At 51.1% G+C, this 24,627-nt stretch carries 22 protein-coding genes; 15 read left to right on the forward strand and 7 right to left on the reverse strand.

What is annotated here, in order from left to right; all coding sequences use genetic code 11:
* Positions 1-43: 43 nt before the first annotated feature.
* The 3 genes from M1D70_RS09835 (at position 44) to ptsP (ending at position 4,299) form a co-directional block, all read left to right on the forward strand.
* Positions 44-466 (forward strand): CoA-binding protein, encoded by a 423-nt coding sequence (locus tag M1D70_RS09835; RefSeq protein WP_009589621.1) that lies wholly within the window; start codon positions 44-46, stop codon positions 464-466.
* Positions 467-655: 189 nt separating this feature from the next.
* Complete coding sequence (locus tag M1D70_RS09840) at positions 656-2,539, forward strand: glucose PTS transporter subunit IIA (RefSeq protein WP_009589653.1); 1,884 nt, start codon at positions 656-658, stop codon at positions 2,537-2,539.
* Positions 2,536-4,299 (forward strand): phosphoenolpyruvate--protein phosphotransferase, encoded by a 1,764-nt coding sequence (gene ptsP, locus M1D70_RS09845; RefSeq protein WP_009589643.1) that lies wholly within the window; start codon positions 2,536-2,538, stop codon positions 4,297-4,299. The genes M1D70_RS09840 and ptsP overlap by 4 nt, the downstream gene beginning before the upstream one ends.
* A gap of 142 nt (positions 4,300-4,441) precedes the next feature.
* On the opposite strand, the gene M1D70_RS09850 is transcribed toward ptsP, so the two are convergent.
* Positions 4,442-4,972 (reverse strand): type 1 glutamine amidotransferase domain-containing protein, encoded by a 531-nt coding sequence (locus M1D70_RS09850; protein WP_456289770.1) that lies wholly within the window; start codon positions 4,970-4,972, stop codon positions 4,442-4,444.
* A 227-nt stretch (positions 4,973-5,199) separates the two neighbouring features.
* Here M1D70_RS09850 and M1D70_RS09855 point away from each other — a divergent pair, with 227 nt between their 5' ends.
* The 4 genes from M1D70_RS09855 (at position 5,200) to M1D70_RS09870 (ending at position 8,067) form a co-directional block, all read left to right on the forward strand.
* The gene (locus tag M1D70_RS09855; RefSeq protein WP_456289771.1) at positions 5,200-5,700 is read left to right on the forward strand and encodes a hypothetical protein; all 501 of its coding nucleotides are present in this window, start codon (positions 5,200-5,202) and stop codon (positions 5,698-5,700) included.
* A gap of 95 nt (positions 5,701-5,795) precedes the next feature.
* On the forward strand, positions 5,796-6,143 hold the full coding sequence (gene ytxJ, locus M1D70_RS09860; protein WP_009589575.1) for a bacillithiol system redox-active protein YtxJ: 348 nt from the start codon (positions 5,796-5,798) through the stop codon (positions 6,141-6,143).
* A 93-nt stretch (positions 6,144-6,236) separates the two neighbouring features.
* Complete coding sequence (ccpA, locus tag M1D70_RS09865; RefSeq protein WP_015734310.1) at positions 6,237-7,247, forward strand: catabolite control protein A; 1,011 nt, start codon at positions 6,237-6,239, stop codon at positions 7,245-7,247.
* A 118-nt stretch (positions 7,248-7,365) separates the two neighbouring features.
* Positions 7,366-8,067 carry a 5'-methylthioadenosine/adenosylhomocysteine nucleosidase gene (locus M1D70_RS09870; RefSeq protein ID WP_192569177.1) on the forward strand — a complete coding sequence of 234 codons (702 nt, stop codon included), beginning with the start codon at positions 7,366-7,368 and terminating at the stop codon, positions 8,065-8,067.
* A gap of 104 nt (positions 8,068-8,171) precedes the next feature.
* Here the strand turns inward: M1D70_RS09870 and M1D70_RS09875 are convergent, their stop codons facing one another.
* Positions 8,172-8,804: a GNAT family N-acetyltransferase gene (locus tag M1D70_RS09875; protein WP_009589652.1), complete on the reverse strand. Its 633-nt coding sequence runs from the start codon at positions 8,802-8,804 to the stop codon at positions 8,172-8,174.
* Positions 8,805-9,090: 286 nt separating this feature from the next.
* Here M1D70_RS09875 and acsA point away from each other — a divergent pair, with 286 nt between their 5' ends.
* Positions 9,091-10,815, forward strand: a complete 1,725-nt coding sequence (gene acsA / locus M1D70_RS09880) for an acetate--CoA ligase (protein WP_456289772.1) — start codon at positions 9,091-9,093, stop codon at positions 10,813-10,815.
* A 211-nt stretch (positions 10,816-11,026) separates the two neighbouring features.
* Here the strand turns inward: acsA and M1D70_RS09885 are convergent, their stop codons facing one another.
* Positions 11,027-14,134: a transglycosylase domain-containing protein gene (locus M1D70_RS09885; protein ID WP_009589670.1), complete on the reverse strand. Its 3,108-nt coding sequence runs from the start codon at positions 14,132-14,134 to the stop codon at positions 11,027-11,029.
* Between the two features lie 262 nt (positions 14,135-14,396).
* Positions 14,397-14,999 (reverse strand): 30S ribosomal protein S4, encoded by a 603-nt coding sequence (gene rpsD, locus M1D70_RS09890; protein ID WP_009589567.1) that lies wholly within the window; start codon positions 14,997-14,999, stop codon positions 14,397-14,399.
* A 524-nt stretch (positions 15,000-15,523) separates the two neighbouring features.
* Here rpsD and M1D70_RS09895 point away from each other — a divergent pair.
* The 5 genes from M1D70_RS09895 to M1D70_RS09915 all read left to right on the forward strand — a co-directional run bounded on the left by M1D70_RS09895 (position 15,524) and on the right by M1D70_RS09915 (position 20,462).
* On the forward strand, positions 15,524-17,515 hold the full coding sequence (locus M1D70_RS09895) for a sensor domain-containing diguanylate cyclase (RefSeq protein WP_456289773.1): 1,992 nt from the start codon (positions 15,524-15,526) through the stop codon (positions 17,513-17,515).
* Between the two features lie 135 nt (positions 17,516-17,650).
* Positions 17,651-18,445 carry a hypothetical protein gene (locus M1D70_RS09900; protein ID WP_456289774.1) on the forward strand — a complete coding sequence of 265 codons (795 nt, stop codon included), beginning with the start codon at positions 17,651-17,653 and terminating at the stop codon, positions 18,443-18,445.
* 123 nt (positions 18,446-18,568) lie between these two features.
* Positions 18,569-19,684, forward strand: a complete 1,116-nt coding sequence (locus tag M1D70_RS09905) for an aminopeptidase (protein WP_009589582.1) — start codon at positions 18,569-18,571, stop codon at positions 19,682-19,684.
* 94 nt (positions 19,685-19,778) lie between these two features.
* The gene (locus M1D70_RS09910) at positions 19,779-20,024 is read left to right on the forward strand and encodes an HPr family phosphocarrier protein (RefSeq protein ID WP_009589671.1); all 246 of its coding nucleotides are present in this window, start codon (positions 19,779-19,781) and stop codon (positions 20,022-20,024) included.
* Between the two features lie 150 nt (positions 20,025-20,174).
* Positions 20,175-20,462, forward strand: a complete 288-nt coding sequence (locus M1D70_RS09915) for a YlaN family protein (RefSeq protein ID WP_009589686.1) — start codon at positions 20,175-20,177, stop codon at positions 20,460-20,462.
* 114 nt (positions 20,463-20,576) lie between these two features.
* Here the strand turns inward: M1D70_RS09915 and cax are convergent, their stop codons facing one another.
* Positions 20,577-21,650: a calcium/proton exchanger gene (gene cax, locus M1D70_RS09920; RefSeq protein ID WP_015734317.1), complete on the reverse strand. Its 1,074-nt coding sequence runs from the start codon at positions 21,648-21,650 to the stop codon at positions 20,577-20,579.
* A 187-nt stretch (positions 21,651-21,837) separates the two neighbouring features.
* On the opposite strand from cax, the gene M1D70_RS09925 reads away from it, so the two are divergent.
* On the forward strand, positions 21,838-22,224 hold the full coding sequence (locus M1D70_RS09925) for an Asp23/Gls24 family envelope stress response protein (protein WP_009589611.1): 387 nt from the start codon (positions 21,838-21,840) through the stop codon (positions 22,222-22,224).
* Between the two features lie 54 nt (positions 22,225-22,278).
* Here the strand turns inward: M1D70_RS09925 and ftsW are convergent, their stop codons facing one another.
* Both ftsW and M1D70_RS09935 read right to left on the reverse strand, forming a co-directional pair.
* Positions 22,279-23,496: a putative lipid II flippase FtsW gene (gene ftsW / locus M1D70_RS09930; RefSeq protein WP_009589615.1), complete on the reverse strand. Its 1,218-nt coding sequence runs from the start codon at positions 23,494-23,496 to the stop codon at positions 22,279-22,281.
* 11 nt (positions 23,497-23,507) lie between these two features.
* Complete coding sequence (locus tag M1D70_RS09935) at positions 23,508-23,855, reverse strand: YugN family protein (RefSeq protein WP_009589628.1); 348 nt, start codon at positions 23,853-23,855, stop codon at positions 23,508-23,510.
* A gap of 252 nt (positions 23,856-24,107) precedes the next feature.
* Between M1D70_RS09935 and M1D70_RS09940 the strand changes: the two genes are divergently transcribed.
* Positions 24,108-24,617, forward strand: a complete 510-nt coding sequence (locus M1D70_RS09940; protein WP_456289775.1) for an NUDIX hydrolase — start codon at positions 24,108-24,110, stop codon at positions 24,615-24,617.
* The last annotated feature ends 10 nt before the right edge of the window (positions 24,618-24,627 follow it).

Here is a 24,627-nt window from a genome sequence, read left to right on the forward strand (position 1 = left end):
CCAAGATTCTCATCGATAAGGAACGGAAAGGTGGTCATGAACCATGGCATTTGAAAATCCTACGCGCGAAGAAATCGCGGATATTTTACGTAATGCGGGCAATATTGCTGTCGTTGGCCTGTCCGATCGGCCGGACCGCACATCCCATATGGTTTCTGCCGCGATGCAGCAACGCGGATACCGGATTATCCCGGTAAACCCTGGTGCAGCCGAAATCCTCGGCGAGAAAAGTTACCCTTCCCTGAAGGACATTCCCGAGCCGATCCATATCGTCAATGTGTTCCGGCGCAGCGAATACTGCGCCGATGTAGCACGGGAAGCCGCCGAGATCGGTGCGAAGGTGCTCTGGCTGCAGCAGGGAATTATCAGCGAGGAGGCGGCGGCCATCGCCGAAAGCAGCGGCATGATCGCGATTATGGACCGCTGCATCAAGGTCGAGGATTCCATCGCATTGGGCGGCCGTTAAACTTCAAAGCGCATATTGGAAGAATAGGCAAGTCTTGCGTAGAAAACAGCCGGTGGCAGACTGGACATGGTCCGGTTCTGTCGCCGTTCTGTTTGCAGGGCTTGCTTTTGCTGTGGGCATTTGACCTTAATTCTTTTTGACAAAAACAGGCGCAGCGCTTACCATCAAGGATAGAAAGGAGGGCTCGCCTTGAATTGGTTGGGATCGTTGCAACAGCTGGGCAGAGCAGTCATGCTCCCTACAATGGCGCTTCCGGCGGCAGCTCTCCTGCTTAGCGTGGGGAGTTTGCCATGGTCGGCGTGGGGCTTCGGAACCTTAGGCGAAATCGCTCAGGCAGCGGGGCACGGGGTGTTTTATTACATGCCGTATTTATTTGCCATTGGCGTCGCATGGGGACTCTCGAATCAGGGAGGTCCCGCCGGGCTCGCCGCCCTGGCCGGCATGTTCATCTATGATCAGGTCATATCCCGTCTGGGAGACGGGAGCGTACAGCCCTCGACCTTGATCGGTATTATATTTGGGGTAATGTCCGGTTACGTGTATAACCGGTTCAAACATATTAAGCTTCCCGAAGCCATACAGTTTTTTGGAGGCTCCAGATTTGTACTGCTGTTCATGGGATTGTTCTCAACGATATTCGCTTGGATCATGCTGGGGACAGCACCCCTTGTGCAGCGCGGGTTAGATGCTTTTTATGATCTTACCGTACATATGGGAGCTTTCGGTTTGTTTCTATACGGAATTTTGTACCGCGTACTCACGGCCTTCGGTCTGCATCATTTGTTAAACAATGTGTATTGGTTTCAGCTGGGCTCCTACGAGACGGAGGATGGTACCGTCGTGCAGGGGGATCTGCCCCGGTTCTTCGCGGGGGATCCCACGGCTGGCGACTTCATGGCCGGTTTGTTCCCGATCATGATGTTTGCCCTGCCGGCGATCGCGTTTGCCATTATCCAGGAAGCACGTGAAGATCTGAAACCGAAAGTGAAAAAGACGTTTATGCGGTCCGCGCTTGTCTGTTTTTTGACCGGGGTTTCGGAGCAGATCGAGTTCGCGTTTTTATTTGCGTCTCCATATCTGTATGTGCTCCACGCCTTGATGGCCGGTTTCGCGATGGTCCTTACCTATGCATTTGACATCCATCACGGTTTTTCGTATTCGGCTGGATTCATCGATTACGTGCTCAACTTCCATTTATCGCAGAACGCCTGGATCATCATACCGATCGGGGCCGTGTATGGCATCGTCTACTACTTTCTGTTCCGCTGGGCGATACGCACCTTCGAAATCCCCACGCCGGGGCGCGAGGAGGGCTCGGCGCTGGAAGGCCGGGCAGGCGATATTCCCTATCAGGCGCCGCTCATTCTGGAGGCGCTTGGAGGCAAAGACAACATCGTTCAGGTGCAGTCCTGCATGACGCGTCTGCGATTGACCGTATACAATGATCGTCAGATTGATTCTGACGCACTGAAATTGCTCGGTTCAGCCGGCATTATCAAGCTGGGCGGAGGGAACGTGCAAGTGGTGTTCGGGACGTATTCCGAGCTCATCCGCGAAGAGATAAACAAGCTGATGCAGCAGGATTTGCCGCGCGTTCTGTTCAGCGCGCCCGTACAGGGACGCATGCTTCCGATTGACGAAGTGCCGGATGATATTTTTGCGGCGAAGCTGGTCGGCAACGGCGTCGCCTTCATACCGGAAAAAGGAGAGCTTGTATCACCGGTATACGGCACGGTCATGCACGTGTATCCGACGATGCATGCCATCGGGATTTCAACGCCGGAAGGGCTTGAGGTATTGATTCATATCGGGATCGACACTTCCCAGCTGAAAGGACCGTTTACGGCTGTGGTCAGCGAAGGGGATACCGTTGAACCGGGGCAACTGCTGGTCAAGTTCGATTTGGCGTATTTAAAGACACATGCCGCATCGCTGGCCACGCCAATGGTAATCACCAATCCCGATAAAGTAAGAGCCTGGAGCTATGCTCCGTTCAAGACCGTGAAAAGAGGACAGTCATCTGTCATGTCCGTCGTATTAAATGAGAGTAATGCTGGGGGTAGAGAATCATGATACAAGGCATTGGCGCAGCAACAGGCGTAGCTATCGGTAAGGCTTTCGTACTGCCGCATTGGGAGCTGGATCTTCCGGATTCCGAAATGGACGCTGTCGATTTAGCCAAAGAGTTCGAGCGCTTATATGAAGGCATACGAACCTCCAAGAATGAAATTGAATACATCAAGAACGAATTCAAGGAAATGGTGGGGCACGAGGAGTCGCAGATTTTTGACGCGCATCTGGCCATACTGGAGGATCCCGTGTTCATGAACGAAATTCAAGGGATCATCGAGCGCCAGTACAAGGCTGCCGAGGTGGCGGTAAAAGAGGCGATCGATCATTTCGTATCCATGTTCGATCTGCTGGACGATGAGTATATGAAGGAGCGGGCGCTTGATATTAAGGATGTCGGCAATCGGCTGCTGAAGCATCTTCTTGGTGCTCCCGAAGTGAAGCTCCCGGCCGATACGCAGCCTTATATATTGGTTGCGAAGGAGCTCTCCCCGTCGCAGCTCGTTCATCTGAACCCTTCCCACGTTCTTGGTATCGTGACGATGACCGGCGGCAAGACCTCTCATTCGGCGATCATGGCCCGCGCGCTGGGCATACCGCTCGTTTCGGGAATCGAGAACAAGCTGGATAAACCGATCCAGACCGGACAGCAGCTGGTGGTGGACGGAGATGAGGGGTTGCTCTATTTGGAGCCTGACACGCTCATCGTGGAGCGGTATGAAGGCATTCGGGACCAGCAGCGGAAAAAGAAAGAGCAGCTCCAGCTCCTGGCAGCCGTTGATGCGGTAACGAAGGACGGAACATACTTTAACCTGGCCGCGAACATGAACTCCGTTAAGGAAATGGAGATTGCGCTGAAGAACGGCGCGCAGGGAGTTGGATTGTTCCGAACGGAGTTTTTGTATATGGACCGGCACAACTTCCCGACGGAGGAAGAGCAGTTCGAAGTGTATAAACTGGTTGCGGAGAACGCAGGCAAGGCGTCCGTCGTGATTCGTACGCTGGATATTGGCGGCGATAAGCAGCTGGATTATTTCGCGCTTCCGGAAGAAGAAAACCCCTTCCTCGGGTACCGCGCCATCCGCATCAGCTTGGACCGAACCGAACCGTTCCAGACCCAGCTTACCGCGATTCTGAGAGCCAGCGCATACGGCAGCGTCAAAATCATGTATCCGATGATTTCATCGGTAGATGAAGTCAAGCAGGCCAATGCCGTGCTGCGGCGTGCCATGGCCGATTTGGACCGACGCGGCATCGCCTATGATCCGAACATCAAGGTCGGCATCATGATCGAGGTGCCTGCGGCGGTCACGATCTCGGATTTGCTGGCCGAAGAGGCCGATTTCTTCAGCATCGGGACCAATGACCTGGTTCAGTATGTTCTGGCCGTGGACCGGATGAACGAGCAGATCGCGCATATGTATCATCCGTTTCATCCTGCCATTTTGCGCATGCTCCGGACGACGGTGGAGGCTGCCCATGGGGCAGGGATTCCAGTCAGCGTGTGCGGAGAACTGGCCGGAGACGAAAGAGCGATTCCGCTTTGGCTTGAGCTCGGCGTTAAGGATTTGAGCATGTCTCCGCAATCCCTGCTCCGCGTGAAGCATCGCATTTTGAATACGAATGCGGCAGAAGCGAAAGGAGAGGCGGCGGCTTGCTTCAAGCTGCGTACCAGCTCCGCTGTCGAAGAACGTCTTAGCGCTTTTGCCGAACGGAGCAGTTATCTGAACGGAACCAACGGAACGGACAGCACGGCGTCTTAACCGGTAAGATAGGGATCATCGACTTTTTTCAGGCTTCTTTTTTTAAAGGACAAGCTATATGAGCACAAAAAAACAGCCGCCTATCTCACCAGGAGCCCTGGTGACAAAGGCGGCTGTTTCTGTATATTGGGGCAAGGAGCAATTATTGGCCTTGCCGTGCCAGCGCATCGCAGAAGGCTTTGCCGTATGGCGGAAGATCGGGAGGCCGGCGTGCGGAAATAATATGCCCGTCGGTCACGACCGCCTCATCCTTCCAGATCGCACCGGCATTTTCCATATCGTCGCGGATTCCCGGCGTGGAAGTAACGGTAACTCCGTCCAGGATTTTGGCGGAGATCAGCACCCATCCTGCGTGGCAGATCTGTCCGATCGGCTTCAGGTCCTCGTTCATTTCTTTAACCAGTTGAAGCACTTTATCATATCGGCGAAGCTTGTCCGGCGCCCAACCGCCCGGTACGAGTATTCCGTCATAATCCTTGCTGTTCAGCTCTTCAAACGAATACTCGGCCTGAGCCGGAACGCCATATTTGCCGGTGTAAGTTTTACCCTTTTCCAGCCCGGCGAGATGGACTTCCGCTCCTTCCTCGCGGACCCGGTAAACGGGATACCATAGCTCCAAATCCTCGAATTCTTCATCAACAAGCGCTATAACCTTTTTTCCAGTCAATCGCATAATTGGCCTAGCTCCTTTCTCCGCAAAAATTTTGATATAACCGTAACGCTGCGCATTCGGTCCTTTAAGACTGTATTCATTGTAACAAATATGGAGAGGAGTTTCATGGAAGCGTCCGAAGAAGGAACATTTGACAACATTTCTGGTAAATAAAGCATCATCACAAATTTGCAGGATTCTCTGGTATGATAGTCGAATAGAACTAATTCAGGTGACAGATTTGTGACATGGGACTGTTGGTTTTAGATTACGTGATAGGATTTGGGGTGGGCATTTTGTTCAAAACCTGCAACTGCGGACAAAGTATGAAATTGGAATTAAGAAAGCTGATTCATGAAAGAAAAACTCGGATATGTGATGTTCCTGTTTATGCCTGTCAGGCCTGCAAGAAGTATGAGCTTCTGCCTCTTATTAAACCGGATTTGCTTCGCTATCTCGCATCGATTAACAATGAGACCGAGCGAATACGCGTTTCGTTCGCAGATGTCAATGAAGCCGCATATGTTCTTCGTGAAGTGTTCCGTACATACGATGATGATTCGTCGGCAGAATGGCAGGCGCGCTGCATGGAAGTATTTGACGAGCGCATTAATATGCTGTTGGATCTATTCCGTTATGCCCAGAGCCTGGCCGACGGCGACTGGATGAGACAAATGGAGGGGCGTCTCGAGCAATTAAGCACCATAAAATCTCTCATTCCTGAAAATTCGAGCAATTATGCAAGATAATTTTCAGAAAATTTTCGTGGTTGTTGGATTTTTCACGCACTTTTTGTTAGGATAGAGGATAGGAACTTCAATACAATGAAGGGAATGTATATCCTATGGCGACGTTGACGAAAATGACTACTATAGAAGAGCTGCGCAGCACGCTGGAATCTTCCGATCGGAAGCACTTGCTTTTGTTCAAACATAGTACCAGATGCCCAATTAGTGCCGGAGCCTACAGGGAAGTGCAAGCTTACCTTGAGGACCAGCCGAACGAGGGGATCGACTATGTGTGGATCGATGTCATTGCGGACCGACCGGTGTCGAGTCAGGCTGCCGAAACTCTGAACATCCAACACGAATCGCCGCAAGTTATACTTGTAAAAGAAGGAGCGCCAGTCTGGCATACATCCCATTCCCATATTACGGCTGAAGCGCTGAAAGCTCAATTGGACGGCATATGATGCCGTGTCGTTGCACAAAGCAGTAATTTGTCGTATCATAAATTCAATTGGTATTGAACGAATGAAAATCTATTGGCAATGGAGAGAAGGAATTTGACGGTAACCATTTACGATGTTGCGCGCGAAGCAGGCGTTTCCATGGCGACGGTATCCCGGGTTGTAAACAATAACCCGAACGTTAAGCCTCAGACCCGGAAAAAAGTATACGAAGCGATTGAACGTTTAGGGTATCGTCCGAATGCGGTAGCCAGAGGCCTGGCCAGCAAGAAGACCACAACCGTCGGCGTTGTGATCCCTGACATTTCAAACTCGATCTTTGCGGAGATTGCCCGTGGTATTGAGGATATTGCTAACATGTATCACTATAATATAATTTTGTGTAATGCCGACAAACGTAAGGAAAAGGAAATCCGCGTAATCAACACCTTGCTCGAGAAGCAAGTGGACGGGCTGTTGTTTATGGGTGGAACGGTGACGGACGAGCATATCCAGGCGTTCCAGACATCGGCTGTGCCGATTGTTCTCTGTGCGACCAGTGATGAGAGAGGTTCTTATCCTTCGGTCGACATCGATCATGAACAGGCTGCGTTTGATGCGGTCAACACGCTGATTCGGCACGGACACCGCGAGATCGCTATGATCAGCGGCACGCTGCAGGATCCGGCAAACGGCTATGCTCGTTTCCAAGGCTACAAAAAAGCGCTGGAAGCAGCAGGCATCGAGTATCAAGAGGATTTGGTGCGGATCGGTAACTATCGTTATGAGTCCGGCGTGGAAGCGATGAAGTACTTCCTGGGCCTCAAGAAGAAACCAACCGCTATATTTGCCGCTACCGACGAGATGGCGATTGGCGCTATTCATAGCATTCAGGATGAAGGCTATAAAGTGCCGGATGACTTCTCGATCATCAGCGTAGACAATATCCGGATGGCTTCGATGGTTCGTCCACAGCTGACAACGGTGGCCCAACCAATGTATGATCTGGGAGCCGTAGCGATGCGTTTGCTTACCAAGCTGATGAAAAAGGAAAATGTGGAGAATCCTCGCGTGATTCTGCCGCATGAAACGATTCTTCGCCTCTCGGTCAGCCATGTGAACGAATAGGCTGCGTGAAACCAAACGTTTAGATGAACAAGATGGATTCGAGAAAAGCTCCTGGTTTTAAGGGGCTTTTTTCTGGTGGGATTTTTTATGCGCTCTTACAATCAGGGGGGATATCGACATGACAACACAGGTGATCGGCCTTATCGGGGCTATGGACGAAGAAGTGGAGCTGCTGCTCGGTCAACTGGAGAATAAAGAAACAACCGTTAGGGCAGGTGTTACCTATGCATCGGGAACGATCCATGGCAAGCAGGTCGTCGTATGCAAGAGCGGGGTGGGCAAGGTCAATGCAGCGGTCACCACGCAGATCTTGATCGACTTCTTCGGCGTTTCCAAAATATTATTTACCGGCGTAGCGGGCGCGCTGCATCCGGAGCTCAACATCGGCGATATCGTGATCTCCTCTTCATGCATGCAGCATGATATGGACGTGACGCCGTTAGGCTTTGCGCGCGGGGTCATCCCGTATCAGGAGCTGTCCGATTTTCCCGCAGACGCCTCTTTGATCCAGCTGGCGGAGGAGGCCTGTAAAGAGCAGGCAGTGAATCATTACATCGTAGGGAAGGTTCTGTCCGGGGACCAGTTCATTGCCAGCCGCGATACGGTGCAGACGCTCTACGAGGAATTGAACGGGGCCTGCGCGGAAATGGAAGGCTCTGCCGTTGCCCAGGTATGTTACATGAACGGCGTGCCTTATGTGGTGATCCGATCCATGTCGGATAAGGCCGACGGTTCTGCGCATGTCAACTTCCCCGAGTTTACAGTAAAGGCTTCCAAGCGTTCTCATGAAATCGTGAACTATATGCTGGGCAAACTCTAGCAGCAAATGATAGGAAGCGCTCGTTATGCTTAATCCGGCATAAGCGAAAGATACACAAACTCCCCTGAGCAATCCCAGGGGAGTTTGTTTTATTGAGAATCGAATTAATACATAAACCGCTGTCTGAAACGGATCCGGTCGAATTGTTCTTGCGATGAAAGCGGCACATGCCGACCGATTCTGACCATGAGGCAGTTGGCGGGATGGGAGCAGATTTCCGGATCGTCGGTTGCGTACCATTCCATATCCACGACTTTCATTAAGCGCTCCATCATTTTGCGGTAATCCCACACGTTAAGGCCGCTGCCTTTTAGGTCCCAATGCCAGTAGTATTCGGTCGTAAACACGATGTAGCGTTCCATCTGGCCTTCCTCGAATGCGGTTTTGATCATCCGCTGCCCAAGGCCTAAGGAACGGTAATCTTTCGCTACCTCGATGGCACCTAGCTCGATCAAATCTTCCATATTGCCCTCAGACCAGCGCTCCTGCTCATCCGGGTGATGAAACGTTACGTATCCTACGATCATATCTCGGTCTCTCGTGATGATGATTCTGCCTTCGGGCAGGCCTGCAATTTCCACCAATGCCTCATGCTGCTCCGCAGGACGACGAAAAGCCTTGAGATCAGGGTGCATGGTCAGTTCGGATAGCTGCTCGGGAGGTACAGGTCCTTCGATGATCAGGCGGCGGTCTTCAGGGAACAAAACATGAGACTGGTATACCTTGCAGTGTTCCATCCGTTACGCTCCTTTCAATTCCATACCCTACTTATAGCAAAAAAATAAAAAAATGAAAAGCAATGACAGGCAAACAAAAGCTATGATATAATCTTTTCGACATAAAACCTTCACAATTGTATCGTACTTAACGATATGTTTCCTTGCGAATTCCAAGGGTTAATGACTCGATGACTGTGACAACGTGATAACCCGCCGCAATGTGTAAAATGTATGTTTCATTCAATCATTTTGTAAGCGCTGTCCACTATGAGGAGACCGATTTGAGAATGAGGAGGATGTTATCATGAATCAAACGCATAGCGAAATATTGCCAAGTGAAGTATCACATTCCAATATGAAGAGTTACGAGCAAGCACGCTCCGAGTTTTCATGGGACGAAATCGAGAGACATTTTACTTGGTATGAGACGGGTAAAGTAAACATGGCGTACGAGGCAATCGATCGTCATGTAGCGGAGGGACGAGGAGACAAGGTAGCACTCTTGTACAGTGACGCCGCCCGCGAGGAGACTCTTACTTTTGCGCAATTGAAAGAGAAATCCGACAAGTTCGGCAATGTGCTGCGCAAATATGGCGTGGGCAAAGGCGATCGGGTATTTATCTTTATGCCGCGCGGCCCTGAGCTCTATGCCGGTTTGCTTGGTATTTTGAAGGTAGGTGCCGTGGTAGGCCCATTGTTCGAGGCGTTCATGGAGACGGCGGTAAAGGATCGCTTGGAGGATAGCGGAGCGGTTGCGCTGATTACGACGCCTGCGCTGTTGTCGCGCGTGAAACGGGATGAGCTCCCCGAACTGAAGCATGTCTTTGTCGTTGGCGAAGTGGAAGAAGAGGATCCGCGTCTAGTAAACTATCATGAGGAAGTTGAAGCCGCATCCAGCGAGCTGGAGATTGAATGGCTCGAGCGGGAAGACGGATTGATCATGCACTATACATCAGGCTCAACCGGGAAACCGAAGGGCGTATATCACGTTCAGAACGCTATGGTGCAGCATTATTATACAGGCAAGGTTGTTTTGGATTTAAGGGAAGACGATATATATTGGTGTACGGCGGACCCGGGTTGGGTAACCGGTACGTCATACGGTATTTTTGCGCCATGGTTGAACGGCGTGACCAATGTCATTCGCGGAGGCCGCTTTAGCCCGCAGGACTGGTACAGCACATTGGTAAACAACAAAGTAACGGTATGGTACAGCGCGCCGACTGCCTTCCGGATGTTGATGGGGGCAGGTTCCGATCTTATCGACCAATATGATTTGAGCCATGTACGGCATGTACTGTCCGTTGGCGAGCCGCTCAACCCCGAGGTGGTGCGTTGGGGACACAAGGCTTACAAGCAGCGTATCCATGATACATGGTGGATGACGGAGACCGGGGGGCAGCTGATCTGTAACTATCCGGGGATGGCGATCAAGCCGGGATCCATGGGGCGTCCGCTGCCGGGCATTACGGCGGCGATCCTGGACGATCACGGGAAAGAAGTTGCTCCATATACGATGGGGAACCTGGCCATCAAGACACCTTGGCCGTCCATGATGAGAACCATCTGGAATAACGAGGCGAAGTATCAAGAATATTTCCGTATTCCGGGCTGGTACATTTCCGGGGACTCGGCCTATATGGACGAGGATGGATACTTCTGGTTCCAGGGCAGAATCGACGATGTGATCAATTCGTCCGGGGAGCGAATCGGCCCATTCGAGGTGGAGAGCAAGCTTGTTGAGCATCCGGCCGTAGCCGAAGCCGGCGTTATCGGTAAGCCTGATGTAACACGAGGCGAGATCATTAAGGCCTTTATCTCCCTGCGTGAGGGCTATACGCCTTCTCAGGAGCTCAAGGATGAAATCTATCGTTTCGTGAAGGAAGGTCTATCCGCCCATGCCGCCCCGCGTGAAATCGAGTTTAAGGATAAACTTCCGAAGACGCGCTCCGGTAAGATCATGCGGCGCGTATTGAAAGCCTGGGAACTGGATCTGCCGACTGGCGATCTGTCCACGATCGAGGATTAATAAGCAGATCATAACAGAGCTGGCAATGAAGATGGCTAACCGCCATGTTCGTGGCCGGCTCTTTTTTATTTCAGAGCGTTATCTGTACGTCCTAAACGTTTTCTTTTAACAAGAGGAATAAACAACCGTATCGACCCATCTCCAGCTAAAAATAAAAACAGCCCTTCCACAGAGTAATGTCTGTAGAAGGGCTGTTTTTTACGTAAACAATCTATTTTTTCTCAAAATATACGGCTGGCGAAGCTGCAGATTCACCAATCGGATTGACGGCAGTTATTCTAAAGGTGCCGCCAATCGGGTTGCCCGAGGTGTAGTAGAACTCCGTGCTCTTGCTGGAGCCCAGAATCTGGTAGTTCCCGTCACTGTTCGGGCTGATATAGATATTGTAGACCATGACCTCTTCTTCTGGGGCGTTTCCGCTCCAAGTGGCCTGGAAACCCTCCGGAGTAGCTGTGAGTGTCGGCTGGCCTGGTGCAGACGGTACAGTCGTGGCGCCTTCATTCCCAAATCCGGGATCGATATCGGGCTCTTCCTCGGTGATGCCGTCATCTGGCTGATCGATGGTGTCATCCGGGTTCGTTTCAGTGTCGCCCGGTAATGGGAATCCCGATGTTGTGCCGCCCACAATAGCGCTTGGCTCAGACGTCTTGCCGGCTACGTCAACGGCGACGACGTAATAGGTCGTAAATACACCGTCAGCTCCAAGACCTGAGAAGACAAGGCTCTCGTCGCCAAGAATGACCTGACCTTGATGAGTGTACGGGCTGCCGTTCACGGACTTAAAGAGCCGGTATCCGACAACATCAGGCGATCCGCTGGCATTAAAGCTGATGGAGCCGCTGCCCACCGAATAGTGTACGTTTTTCGGTGGAGTAGGAGCCTTGCCGTCGTCCGTTCTCGGGTCGACCTTGCTTGGCATTCCTTTTTTCGCATCCTGCGGGAGATAGGATTCCAGCGCTTTCTTTTCACCTTTCATAACCTTCAAGGCGTTCTGGAGTTCCACAATCAGCTCGTCAATCGGCTTTTCGCGCTTGATTACGATTTGTTCTCTCAACATATCCAAAGGCGTTGCTTCCTGTGGAATATAATTTACGCCACGATAGGTAATGTATTTTGCTTTGGCGATGCCGTCATCGCTTTCGGTAGGCACGAACTTCGCGTTGAACAGATCCGTTACGAATTTATCCGTTAAGGAAGTCGGCAGCTTGCCGCTGTAAGCGGAGACCGTCTTGGACGTTATGCCTTCCGGCTTTTCAAACGTTTTGGTTGGGAACAGCTCCGGCTTAACGTCCGTCGCTTCGTTCATGATTCTGGCCCAGATGGCCTGGGCGTGCTTGCGCTGATCGCCAACAAGCGTATTTTTTTGCTCCTTGTATCCGACCCATACGCCAAGCGTAACATCCGGCGAGTACCCCATGAACCAAACATCCCCGTAGTTCTGGGTGGAGCCGGTTTTACCCACGACGGGAACCTCATTGAATTTCTTGTACGTATCCCGGACCTTGCTGGCGGTTCCGTTCGTAATGACGGTACGCAGCATATCCGTCATGAGATACGCTGTCTGCTCGGAGAATACCTGCTCCGGTTTTACTTCGTGTTTGTAAACAATATTGCCTTTGGAGTCCACGATTTTCTCGATCATGAATGCATCCGTGAATTTGCCTTGATTGCCGATGGAACTGTAGGCATTCGTCAGCTCTTCCACGGTCACGCCGTAATGCAATCCGCCCAGTACGCCGGTTGAAGCATTATAATCGTCTTCCTCCAAGGTAGTGATGCCCAGCTTCTTGGAAAACTCCCAGGCCTTCTCAATGCCGACCGTGTTGTTAAACAGCTTGAGTGCCACCGTATTGGTCGAATCGTTCAGCGCCTGTCTTGCCGTCATCAATCCTCTGTACCCGGTGTACGAGTTTTTAGGGATATGGAATACTTTGCTGTAGTCCTTTAAGATGATCGGTGAATCGTCCACCACGCTGGCAGGCTGAATCGCCCCCGTATCAAGTGCCGGTAAGTAGGCGGCAATAGGTTTCATGGCAGATCCGGGCTGCCGTTTCATTTGCGTAGCATAATTCATTTGTTCCGTGTTGAAATCCCTGCCCTCAATCATGCCGAGAATGGCGCCGGTTTTGTTGTCGATCATCATCGCGGCGGTTTGCTCCATTCCTTTTTCGGCGCTGTCAGGCAAGTAGTTGCTGTCATCCTCTGCAATGGAACGCATGGTCTTGTAGAGCGTCCGGTCGATGGTGGTGTACACGCGGTAACCGCCGGTGCTCAGCTGAGCACGGGAAGCATCCATCAGATCGGAGTTCGCTTGCTTGCCTTTTGCGTTCTCTTCAGCTTCCTGGCTTAGCTGCATCAGAATGTTCGATGCTTGACGTTCGACTTCCATCATGAGATAAGGATAAGTCACATAGGCTTTCTGCGTGCGAGGAGCCAGCGATTCTTTGATATCGAATGCTTTGGCCTCATCGTATTCGGCTTGCGTTATTTTACCTTCATCCAGCATGCTTGCCAGCACGCGGTGCTGGCGGTTTATGGCCCGGTTGAACGATTTCTCATCAAATTCCCCTTTGCCGTTGAAGGCCGAGTAGGAGGAAGGCAGCTGCGGAAGACCTGCCAAGTATGCAGCTTGGGCCACATTCAGATCATTCAGATTGTTGATGTTGAATATTCCTCTTGCCGCTGCCTTGATCCCGAACAGCTGGTATCCGCTCGAGCCGTTGCCGTATGGAACCTTGTTCAAGTAGGCCGTCAATATCTGGTCTTTACTTAAGAAGCGCTCCATCCGCATCGCCAGCAGCATTTCTTTTACCTTACGGTTATCCGTTTTGTCACGACTTAAAAAAGTAAGCCTGGCCAGCTGCTGCGTCAATGTGCTGCCGCCGGTTTGAACCGGCTCATTCAACACGCGTTCCTTCACGGCGCGAGCGGTACCTTTTATGTCAACACCCTTATGTGTATAAAAACGGTTGTCTTCTATGGATACGACGGCATCTTTAACAAGCTGGGGAATCTCCTTGAACTCCACAGGTCGTCTGTCTTCTTCGGTTCTAAGCTGTCCGATCGGTGAGCCATCCGCGAAGTAGGCAAAGCCCGTTATGGCATTATCGTTCACCGTGTTCTCGATGAGGGCACGTGATCTTACCGGCTCATTCTCAACAATAGAGGTTACATAACCGGCTACGGCTCCTCCGGCGAACAAAACGCCCATCAGACCTACCACAAAGAGCCATCCGATGACGGATCCCAGTACCCGCAGAAAGGACCGTTTTCGCGGTTTTTTCTGTTGTTCAGGCTCTTGTTTTTTCTCCTCAACCATGAATGTATACTCCTCCTTTTAACGCACCTATTATAGCATAAATCGAAGGTTTTGAATCATGTGTACCTATATAGCGTGTCCTTTTTTGAGGAAGAATGACTTTTTTGGGGAGGGTTCAATACACATGACGCCAAGTTCATAGGGGAAAAAAGCTTTGAAGGCCCTTGGTTTATGGCGGAGCCTTTCGTTTCGGAGAGAGCCGCGACCGACAAAAAAAACCTGAAGGCCGGGGCCTTCAGGTTTTTTGGGTTCCGAATGAATCTTAACGGTTGTAGAATTCGACGATTTGTTTCTCGTCGATGTCTTGGGAAAGCTCGGAACGTTCTGGAAGACGGATGTATTTCCCTTCCATTGCTGCTTCGTCAAACTCGAGGTAAGCTGGAAGATGCACGCGGTTAGCCAAAGCTTCCTTGATGGAAGAGAGGCTGCGGCTTCTTTCACGAAGGCCGATTACATCGCCAGTGCTTACAGCATAAGAAGCGATATCGACTTTCTTGCCGTTCACAGTCACGTGACCGTGAGCTACCAATTGACGAGCGCCCGCACGGGAGTTGCTGAAGCCAAGACGGTATACCAGGTTGTCCAGACGGCTCTCAAGCAGGAACATGAAGTTCTCACCCGCGATACCTTTCATGCTGGTAGCTTTGTTAAACAGGGTGCGGAATTGCTTCTCGCCCAAGCCGTACATGTGACGCAGCTTTTGCTTTTCTTGAAGCTGCATACCGTAGTTGCTTACTTTTCTCCGTTGGTTAGGACCATGCTGACCTGGAGGGAAAGGGCGCTTTGCCAATTCTTTACCTGTACCGCTCAGGGAGATTCCCAGACGACGGCTTAATTTAAATTTAGGACCGGTGTAACGTGCCATGTTATATAGACTCCTTTTTAATTAAAGTTTCATTAGGGCTCTATTTGCGCCGTATTTGTTTGCTCTATCCGTCATCTTCCGGAAGATCTGCCAGGAAAGTTCAGCCGCTGTCCTGTCAGTAACAAATAACGTGAGGGTGACACAACCCGCCCAAATTCATCGAATGCATTGCATTCTTACTCAACAATAAATATTATATGAAGTAATGATATAAAGTCAAGTTCAACCTGCAACTTACTATAACTTGGTTTTTGTCTAATTTTGTCGATAGGACCATGGACCTAAAATTATTGTGAAAAACGCATAAATTCTGATGCAAAAATGGGTAGAAAAGAGTAATATGATATTGGAATAAGTAGTAGCAATTATCTAGTTACATATTGTAGTGTTTTTGGTGATTATCATTCCCCAACATGTTGAACAGCCGGGTTTCCGCCATGCGGCAGCCGAATGGATCCTTACATTATGAATCGGAACGCCAGTCTTGGATAGGCCTTTTATAATGGTGCAAAGGAGCGCCCAATATGTCAGAAGAACAACGGAAAGTGTATGAAAGCTCTCCCGGTTCTGCGGTCATGTTCAATGATGCCGGGCCAATTCCTGGAAACGAGCCTCGTCTATGGCTTCAGGGCTTGGATATTACACCTCATGATTTCCCTTATATTCAGCCTCTCATATCAGACAGCTATCTGGAGTGGCTAAGAGAAAGCGCTGGCACGCAGGCGATGCGGAAATTCAGCTGGGCCCTTCTTTCTCATGAGGGAGCTTGGCTGACAGGGGCACCCGAAATAACGGAATACGTTCATGCAAGCGAGGATGAGACGCTGACGCATACGCTCCGTTCGAAAGAAGCCGCCCATGGCATGGGCAAGGGTTCGCTTGAGGGAATGGTGCTGTGCGCTGTCCCGCTGTTCACGCGTGTCCATGGCGATTTTTTTGCGGTGATGGTCAGCGTTGCCTCGGGGAGGATGGAGCCGGAGCAGTCGCTCATGCTGACGGAAACTTACGCATTGCTCTTCCGTTCCTGCTTCTATCGCCAGATGGAGTACATCTTTGCGGATGACCTGGAGAAGGTCCACCGCCAAGCCGAACGTGAAGTGCAGAGGCGTTCCATCTTGTTTCAGTACGTGAAGCGGATGCATGTGCAGATCAATGTGGACAGCGTGCTGGTGGAGGCCATTGATAGCGTCCTGGCCCTGTATCCCAAGGCGAAAGTCGAATTGTTTATGTCACAGGACCATGAAAGCGTTCATCCGCTCGTGCGTCCGCTGCTGCTCCATCATTGGCAGGAAGAGGTTTATGTGCGCACCTTTATGGAAGGTTCCCTGACGATTCATGAGCATGAAGAACCCGACACGCTGGTGGAGATCGGGATTCCCATGGGAGGCAAGCAGGGCGTCTATGGGGTGCTTCACGTTGAAGTGGACAAGTTGGAACTGCCCGATATGGATCTGGAGCTGCTGGGGATGATGGCCGATGCCGCAGGCACCGCCTTCGAGAACGCCAAACTGTACGAGCAATCCAACCTGATGATTCATGAGCTCCGCATGATTAATGAGCTGACCCAGCGGCTGAACAAAAGCTTGCATTTGGCGGAGATATTTCAATTCGCCAATCATGAACTCCTCAAGATCCTTGAAGCGGATTACTGCTGCATTCTGATCCATAACGAGGAGCTTGGCGGTCTAGAGGTGGTATCCTGCAACGCCGAGTGGCTGGCCAAGGAGGTCTTCGAGAAGGACTACGGCCTGGGGGGCCTCGTCTATCATTCGAAGGAGCCGCTCATTCTGTCAGACTATCAGGAAGAGCGTCCGGCAGAATCCAGGCTGATGGAGAGCACGCGGTCCAGCTCGATGATTGCTACTCCGCTAATGGTTAACGGCGAGGTGAGGGGCGTCGTCCTGCTCACCCATGCGAAGCGGCATTATTTCTCGTACGACAGCTATCGGCTGCTTCAAGCCTTGACAAGCCATATCGGCTTGGCGATCGGGAATGCCTTTCTGCATGCGGAAGTGAGAAGAATGGCTAACCGGGATATGCTGACCGAACTGTATGCCAGACATTATCTGGATGAAATAATCCATGAATGCCAGAACCGTGATTTTTGCGGCTCGCTCATCGTGGTGGATATCGACGAATTCAAGCAGGTCAACGACACGTTCGGGCACCAGCGTGGTGACAAGATTCTGAAGCAGGTCAGCAGCATCGTAAAAACAACCATTCGTCACAGCGATATTCCGGCCCGTTGGGGCGGTGAGGAGCTTGCGGTGTATCTGCCGGGACTCGGCATTCAGCAGGCGGTGCAGGTGGCCGAACGGATTCGCTTACGGGTGGCCGAAGAGACCGATCCGCGCGTAACGGTGTCGTGCGGGATTTCCGAGTGGAACTGGACCAACGACAAGATCAGCGTGGAGTCGCTCTTCTATCGGGCGGATATGGCGCTCTACGAAGCCAAGAATGGCGGTCGCAACCGGATCGTCGTGGAGAGGGCCGAAGCCGAGATCGGAATGGATTAGATACCCTGCAGCTAAGAGAGGCTGCAGGGTTTTTTCTGTCATCTGCATAATGTAAGGGGCCGCGGATAGCCTAATAGCAAGATCAACGAGAGGCTGATGATTATGCGAAACAGAAGGTTACGAAGCGTTATCGCAATGATGGTATTCATTTTTGGATTAACCGGATGCGCCTGGCAGGATCAGCTGACTGCCGAAGAAGCGTTTAACCGTGCTTTATCGGGGCTGTCCGGCATCGATAATTTCTCTTTTCGAGGAGAAACGGCGATTCGGAGCGGAGAAACAGGACCGTTTGAGGAAAGCTTGGCGTTTGAAGGGAATCTGCGGCATCATTCCGACCTGACCTTATCTTCTAAAGAGAGAAGCACCGTCATACGGAATGACAAGATGTCTGCCGAATCGGCATATAAATCGAATGAACTTACCGTGACGCTCAAGCGTAAGGATGGCAAGTGGAGCACGCTTTCGTCGGAGCATGCCGGGGGAATGTGGATGAGCCGGTTAAATCCGCTGGAATTGCTGGAGTACATGGGCAAGTCGGAGAAGACCGTTACCCAGGAACTGGGGGCCGCAAGAGGAACGAAGGTGCTGCGTGTCGAGCTTTCGCCCGAGGCGGCTGCCCATATGGTGCAGGAGTCGCTGGATGAGCAGATGAAGGCGTTGGCTGAGCGGATTGAACGCAAAGACGACCCGTTATACAGCGACGATCCGAAGGTTCGCAAGCGGCTGAAGGAAATCTGGGAAAGGGACTACCATGAAATGAAAAACATGCTGAATGAGGCGGATGCCGTTTCGGTCTGTCATGTAACCATTAACAGAAAAAGCCAGCTGCCTACCAAGATGACCATGGAGCGCAGGGTATCCTTTGTGGACGAACAAGGCAAAACACGTACCGAAACACTGCTGTCGGATGTTACGTTTACCGGTTATTGAGCCATTAAAAATTTTTTCACGATGAGCGCTGACGCGAGGCTGCCCGGCGTGCTACAATAAAATAAATTTACCGCTGTTCAATTTATACAATAGGGAACAGTCATCATAAGGAGGATAAAACATATGCGTGATCCCAGAATTCAAAAGTTGGCTCAGAATCTCGTGAACTACTCCGTGGATATGCAGCCAGGGGAAAATGTGCTCATCGAAATGATCGGATCGGAGCGCGATCTGCTGAATGCCATTATCGAGGAGGTCTCGAAGGGAGGCGGCCGTCCGTTCGTGCAATTGACGGATCGTACGGTGCAGCGCGCGATGTTGAAGAACGCAAATAAAGAGCAGCTTGAGCTGTGGGCAGAGCTGGATCTTGAACGCATGAAAAAAATGGATTGTTACATCGGCATTCGCGCAGGCGAGAACGTCAACGATATGGCTGACGTGCCCGAAGAGAACATGAAGCTGTACAATGCCCTTTACTCGCATCCCGTACATAGCGAAGAGCGCGTGAAGCGCACCAAATGGGTGGTTCTCCGTTACCCGAACGCCAGCATGGCGCAGCTTGCCAACACCAGTACGGAGGCCTTTGAGGATTTCTACTTCGATGTGTGCAATCTGGATTACTCCAAAATGGACCGCGCCCAGGATCCTTTGGCCGAGCTGATGAGGAATACCGACAAGGTTCGCATCGTGGGACCGGGAACGGACCTCAGCTTCTCGATCAAAAACATCGGCGCGGAAAAGTGCTCCGGCCAGAAGAACATTCCGGATGGCGAGGTGTACACCGCGCCCGTTCGCAACTCGGTTAACGGGACGATCGCTTACAACACACCGACTCTTTACAATGGAGTCACCTTCGAAAATATTAAATTCCGCTTTGAAAACGGGAAAATCGTCGAAGCAACAGGGAGCGACACGAAGCGGCTGAACGAGATCCTGGATTCGGATGAGGGTGCGCGGTACATCGGCGAATTTGCCATCGGCTTCAACCCGTACATTTTGACGCCGATGAAGGATATTCTTTTCGATGAGAAAATTGCAGGAAGCCTGCATTTTACGCCAGGCCAAGCATATGATGTAACAGACAACGGCAATCGATCCTCCATTCACTGGGATCTTGTTTTGATCCAGCGGCCGGAATACGGCGGCGGGGAAATCTACTTTGATGATCGCCTGATCCGCAAGGATGGCATATTCGTTATTCCAGAACTGGAAGCATTAAATCCGGAAAATCTTAAATAGATTGGAAAAAATGTTGCATAAGAAAACGGATTCAATGTATCATGAAGGTGCAGTGATGAGCTTTTTCAGATCCTAAAGTTACGGAGGGATTCGTATGTCCAATAACAATCAATCTATCGTAGAAATTTCGCAAACAGCCAGCCAGTTCACATCCTCCATCGTTTTGCAGGCGGAGAACAAGTACATTGATGTTAAGAGCATCCTGGGTCTGTTCACAACGCTTGTCAACAGCCAAAGCTATGAACTGCATGTACATGGTCCTGATGCCGATGAAGCTAAAAAAGCAATGATCGACGTATTCACCAAGCATGGCTTGAACGTATCCGTCGTGGCTGAATAACATTCGCCAAAAACACCCTTTCAATCAATGGAAGGGTGTTTTTTCGTAGAGAAGGGGTCTATTTTGTTCAGGTCCTTGTATTGAGAAACGATTTCGACTAATATTAAAGATAGTAACTGTGCTGTGATTTTTGACATAGGGGGGAAGATCATGACTTCATCTGATTTACAGGAACAGCTGAATCTCAAAGCGATCAGTCTTCTTCATGAAGATGCAGATAAAATCCTAAAGCTTATTGAAGTACAGATGGAGAATCTGGCGACCCGTTATTGCCCTCTCTATGAGGAAGTGCTGGATACCCAAATGTACGGTTTTTCAAAAGAGGTTGATTTCGCGGTGCGGGCCGGGCTTCTTCCGGAAAGTACGGGAAAGCAGCTGATCAGCAAGCTTGAACGCAATCTGGCGGTCCTGTACGAAGCCATGAATCAATCCAAATAGCCTGTACTCGTACAGGCGCATACATAGAGAAACGCATGTCGCGCTCCCGCGACATGCGTTTTTTTCTTGCTGCACGATTAGATTTCGATCCGAGGCAAGCACCGTGTACAAGGCTTAGACGAGGAAGAAGGAGACGCCCAGTATGACGTATACGGCGAGCAGCAGCAGGCCTTCATACCAGTTGGAGGCGCCGTCCTGCGTAATGGACCTGGCAATGAATACGGCGACGCCGATGGCGACCAGCTCCAGCGTGGTGAACACGAGATCCATCGTATCCCCAAGGAAAAAGCTGATGAACACAAGCACGGGAGCAACGAACAGGGCGATCTGCAGGCTGCTGCCGACGGCAATTTCAACGGCCGCGCCGATTTTGTTCTTCATCGCAAGCATGATGGCTGCACTATGCTCTGCGGCGTTGCCGATAATCGCTACCAGGAAGGCCCCGATAAACAGCTCGCTGAGGCCATATTCGTGACTGATGGGCTCAAGCACCCCGACAAGCCATTCGCTGACAAACGCAACCATCACGGTGGCGATGACAAGGTACAGAATCGAGCGCTTCTTGGACCAAGTGGGACCGTGCTCGTGCGGAAGCGCATCCTGGTCGTGATCGTCGCTGACATCCGCCAAATAATTTTTATGGGTGATCATCGAGAATCCAAGCCATGCGATGTAGGCCACGATCAGAATTCCCGCCACAATGAGGCTGAGCGTCTTGGTTTCACCCTCCGTAATGGAGTGGGTATTCAGAAAGACCGCAGGGATGAACAGGGCGATAATGGCCAGCGTCATCAGGGAGCCGTTCAGACCTGCCAGCGTCACATTGTATTTCTGGATTTTAAACTTGAGGCCCCCGGCAAACAGGCTGAGCCCGAGAACGAGCAGCAGGTTGCCGATAATGGAGCCGGTGATGCTGGCTTTCACCATATCGTACAAACCTTCCTTAATCAGCAGGATGGCGATGATCAGCTCTGCCGCGTTGCCGAAGGTAGCGTTCAGGAATCCCCCGAGCCGTTGGCCGGCGTAATGCGCGACGCTTTCCGTTGCTTTGCCGAGAAAACCGGCGACAAAAATAACCGCGATGGCAGACAGAATGAACTGGAGCGTGAAGTTCCAATTCGCAAAATGTCCCAGCGCACTAAGCAAAAAGGTAAAGATCAGAAGCGCGGGATTGAGCCATTTCTTCATAACCGACACCTACCTTATGGTTTATGTACTGATGAGTACTTGCGAGCGAAAACGACGATTCTCGTATCGCTTTTTACAATATACCCAAATTTTTCGAAAAATTATCGTTCTTTTCAGAAGCGAGCATTTGCTTTTTAGGCCCGTTACCATTTACAATAACGGATAATGAGGTGAAGGAGGAAATGGCATGACGGAACAACTTCAACTGGATAACGGTTTGATTCGAATATCGGATGATGTCGTCTCGAAAATTGCTGGATTGGCTGCCTTGGAAACCCCAGGTATTGCAGCCATGTCCGGTGGATTGTCCGAGGGCTGGGCGAAGCGGCTGAGCGGCAAAAATGTGCAGAAGGGTGTTACGGTAGAAGTAGGGCAGCTGGAGGCAGCGATCGACCTGCGGATTATCGTGCTTTACGAGACGCCTATACATGAAGTGTGCCGCATGCTTCAACAGAACGTCCGCGAAGCTGTCGAGAGCATGACAGGGCTTCGTGTGGTTGAGGTCAACGTGAAGGTCGAAGGTGTAGCTTTCAAAGACGACGAAATCGACGATATTCAGCTTCGAGCCAAATAAGACGAACCTTGGGGGATCAGCCCCGCTAATGATGAAAAAAATGGACAAAAAAGACTACACGGTTGCCCGGTAGTCTTTTTTAATTACGGATTTAACCTGCTCCTCTTTCATCGGACGGTTGCTGTCCCTGGATATGCTAAGCACGATGCCCATGCTCAGCATCATGACCAGCAGCGAGGATCCGCCGTAACTGATGAACGGGAGGGTAACGCCCGTTATCGGAATGGTATTGGTCACCCCGCCGATGTTGATGAAGGCCTGAATGGCGATAAGTCCCATGATGCCGACGCCGGTCAAGGTTCCGAACGGATCCGAGCAGCGAAGCGACACGATGATCCCCCGCAGGATGAAGTATAAATAGAGCAGCAGGAATATCGCGGTTCCGATAAAACCGAATTCTTCGCCGATGACCGAGAAGATGAAATCGTTGTACGGATTCGGCAGATAATGCAGCTTCTGCACGCTCTCCCCGTAACCCGCTCCGGTGACGCCGCCCTGGCCGATGGCAATCAGCGATTGGACCAGATTGTAGCCCGTGTCCGATTCGTCATGGAACGGGTCCATGAATGCCTCGATTCGTCCCATCTTGTAGTTCTTGGAGGCCTGCTCCTGATCTCCGCCGGAGTTAAAGAGCGATCCGACGCCGAGCGTGAGCACCAGGCCAAGCGCAACAAGCGAGATACAGCCGAGAATATGCTTAAGGCTGGCGCCCCCCGCATAGATCAACAGCCCGCTGGTAGCCACGAGGATAAAGCAGGAGCCCAGGTCCGGCTGAAGCATGATCAGGCCCGCTACGATCCCTACAATAATGAGTACGGGGAAGAAACCGCCCTTCCATTGACGGATTCGTTCCCCTTTTTTGGTGATCAGCGCTGCCAGATAGACGATCGTCGCGATTTTGGCCAGTTCGGTCGGCTGGATGCCGAATTTCCCCAAATTAAACCAGCTCGTGGCGCCGTTGGTTGCGGAACCGATAATCACCACAAGAATCAGCAGCATCAAGGTTAGAAAAAACACCGGTATGAATAGCTTCTTGTATTTCTTATAGTTGATGTTCATGGCCACAAACATGACAAACGTGCCCAGAACCGCAAACGCGGCTTGCCGCTTCGTGAAGTGCAGCGGATCGTTATTGAATTTTTCATTGAAAACGGCCAAGCTGGAGCTGGAACTGAACACCATGATCAGTCCGAATCCCACCAACAGCAAGGTAAGGATCAGCAGTTGAAAATCAGGCGTCCCTCTCTTCGGCTGAGGTTTGGTCGTATTCATCGTGTTCGACCTTACGCTTCCAGAAGAGCTTTGAGCTCTTGAAGCTTCTTGGTGGCCACATTCATGACGGGCTGCGGAGCCATGGATTCATACTCGAGACCGTGCGGGAACGTGGCTTTGCCCAGGTATACCGCTTCGATTTTGAGGATGGTGTCCGGTTTCTCCAGCTTGCCTTCAACAGCGCGGGTGTTAATGCGCAGGAAGTATTCAGCCTGATTTTTTTTATCTTCGATTTTCAAGTCGTATGTAGCGCGGTAATATTCCCACTGCCAACGAATGAAGCCTACTTTCTCGGCACATTCATCGAGGTAAGCTAAATCGCTGTGCAATCCGTCCAAGCCTGTATTTTCGAAAATCATGTGGTCGTAACCCCCTTAATAGTCCTTGCAAAGTTCTTTAATATGATAGTATGTTTCAAGAACTTGTGCAAGCCTGTACCGCCCGTCACGCTTCAATTGAGACCATTTATCCAGATAAGATTTTGATAACGGCAAGCATTCTTCTTTTCTGATAAAATAAATGCAAGTGAAAACGCTGTGAAATGTACGCTTTCCATCCTGGTGGTTATATATTCATAGGACTTCAATTCAAGCGAAGGGTGGATACGGCCTATGAACCGCGTCGTTTACCGCACGGAGTATTATGCAGTGGAAGAAAACGGACAGAAGGAAATCGTCGTGATCGACCGGATTCCGGATTCGGCAGCGGTTGTGGCCGTCCATCAAGGGTGCCTGCTTCTGGTATGCCAGCATCGGGAAGCGGTGAATGAGATCACCTGGGAGCTTCCCGGCGGAACGGTGAAGCCCGGCGAGGAACGCACGCTTGCCGTTAAGCGGGAGCTTGAGGAAGAGGCTGGCGTGCAGTGCAAGGACCTGTCCTACATGGGCAGTGCTTATCCGATGGCTTCTCTGGCCAACCGGAACGTTTATTTTTATTTCACCGACGATTTGAAGGTGTCCGGGAGCCGGGAGTCGAATCAAGAGGAAGACGAAGACGTTAGAGCGGTGTGGGTCCCGCTCAGGGATGTATATCGCAGGATCAAGGAGGGCGGCCGGATGGATGCCATGGTTGGGCACGGACTGCTGCTGAGCAAACTCCACGGCTTTCTTGCGATCGATTGAGCCGCCAATA

The organism is Paenibacillus sp. AK002 (assembly GCF_053903045.1).

Coding starts and splice junctions, on each gene's coding strand:
- M1D70_RS09835 (WP_009589621.1), top strand. CDS start 44: ATGGCATTTGAAAATCCTACGCGCGAAGAAATCGCGGATATTTTACGT.
- ptsP (WP_009589643.1), top strand. CDS start 2,536: ATGATACAAGGCATTGGCGCAGCAACAGGCGTAGCTATCGGTAAGGCT.
- M1D70_RS09850 (WP_456289770.1), bottom strand. CDS start 4,972: ATGCGATTGACTGGAAAAAAGGTTATAGCGCTTGTTGATGAAGAATTC.
- M1D70_RS09855 (WP_456289771.1), top strand. CDS start 5,200: ATGGGACTGTTGGTTTTAGATTACGTGATAGGATTTGGGGTGGGCATT.
- ytxJ (WP_009589575.1), top strand. CDS start 5,796: ATGGCGACGTTGACGAAAATGACTACTATAGAAGAGCTGCGCAGCACG.
- M1D70_RS09870 (WP_192569177.1), top strand. CDS start 7,366: ATGACAACACAGGTGATCGGCCTTATCGGGGCTATGGACGAAGAAGTG.
- M1D70_RS09875 (WP_009589652.1), bottom strand. CDS start 8,804: ATGGAACACTGCAAGGTATACCAGTCTCATGTTTTGTTCCCTGAAGAC.
- acsA (WP_456289772.1), top strand. CDS start 9,091: ATGAATCAAACGCATAGCGAAATATTGCCAAGTGAAGTATCACATTCC.
- M1D70_RS09885 (WP_009589670.1), bottom strand. CDS start 14,134: ATGGTTGAGGAGAAAAAACAAGAGCCTGAACAACAGAAAAAACCGCGA.
- rpsD (WP_009589567.1), bottom strand. CDS start 14,999: ATGGCACGTTACACCGGTCCTAAATTTAAATTAAGCCGTCGTCTGGGA.
- M1D70_RS09895 (WP_456289773.1), top strand. CDS start 15,524: ATGTCAGAAGAACAACGGAAAGTGTATGAAAGCTCTCCCGGTTCTGCG.
- M1D70_RS09900 (WP_456289774.1), top strand. CDS start 17,651: ATGATGGTATTCATTTTTGGATTAACCGGATGCGCCTGGCAGGATCAG.
- M1D70_RS09905 (WP_009589582.1), top strand. CDS start 18,569: ATGCGTGATCCCAGAATTCAAAAGTTGGCTCAGAATCTCGTGAACTAC.
- M1D70_RS09910 (WP_009589671.1), top strand. CDS start 19,779: ATGTCCAATAACAATCAATCTATCGTAGAAATTTCGCAAACAGCCAGC.
- M1D70_RS09915 (WP_009589686.1), top strand. CDS start 20,175: ATGACTTCATCTGATTTACAGGAACAGCTGAATCTCAAAGCGATCAGT.
- cax (WP_015734317.1), bottom strand. CDS start 21,650: ATGAAGAAATGGCTCAATCCCGCGCTTCTGATCTTTACCTTTTTGCTT.
- M1D70_RS09925 (WP_009589611.1), top strand. CDS start 21,838: ATGACGGAACAACTTCAACTGGATAACGGTTTGATTCGAATATCGGAT.
- ftsW (WP_009589615.1), bottom strand. CDS start 23,496: ATGAATACGACCAAACCTCAGCCGAAGAGAGGGACGCCTGATTTTCAA.
- M1D70_RS09935 (WP_009589628.1), bottom strand. CDS start 23,855: ATGATTTTCGAAAATACAGGCTTGGACGGATTGCACAGCGATTTAGCT.
- M1D70_RS09940 (WP_456289775.1), top strand. CDS start 24,108: ATGAACCGCGTCGTTTACCGCACGGAGTATTATGCAGTGGAAGAAAAC.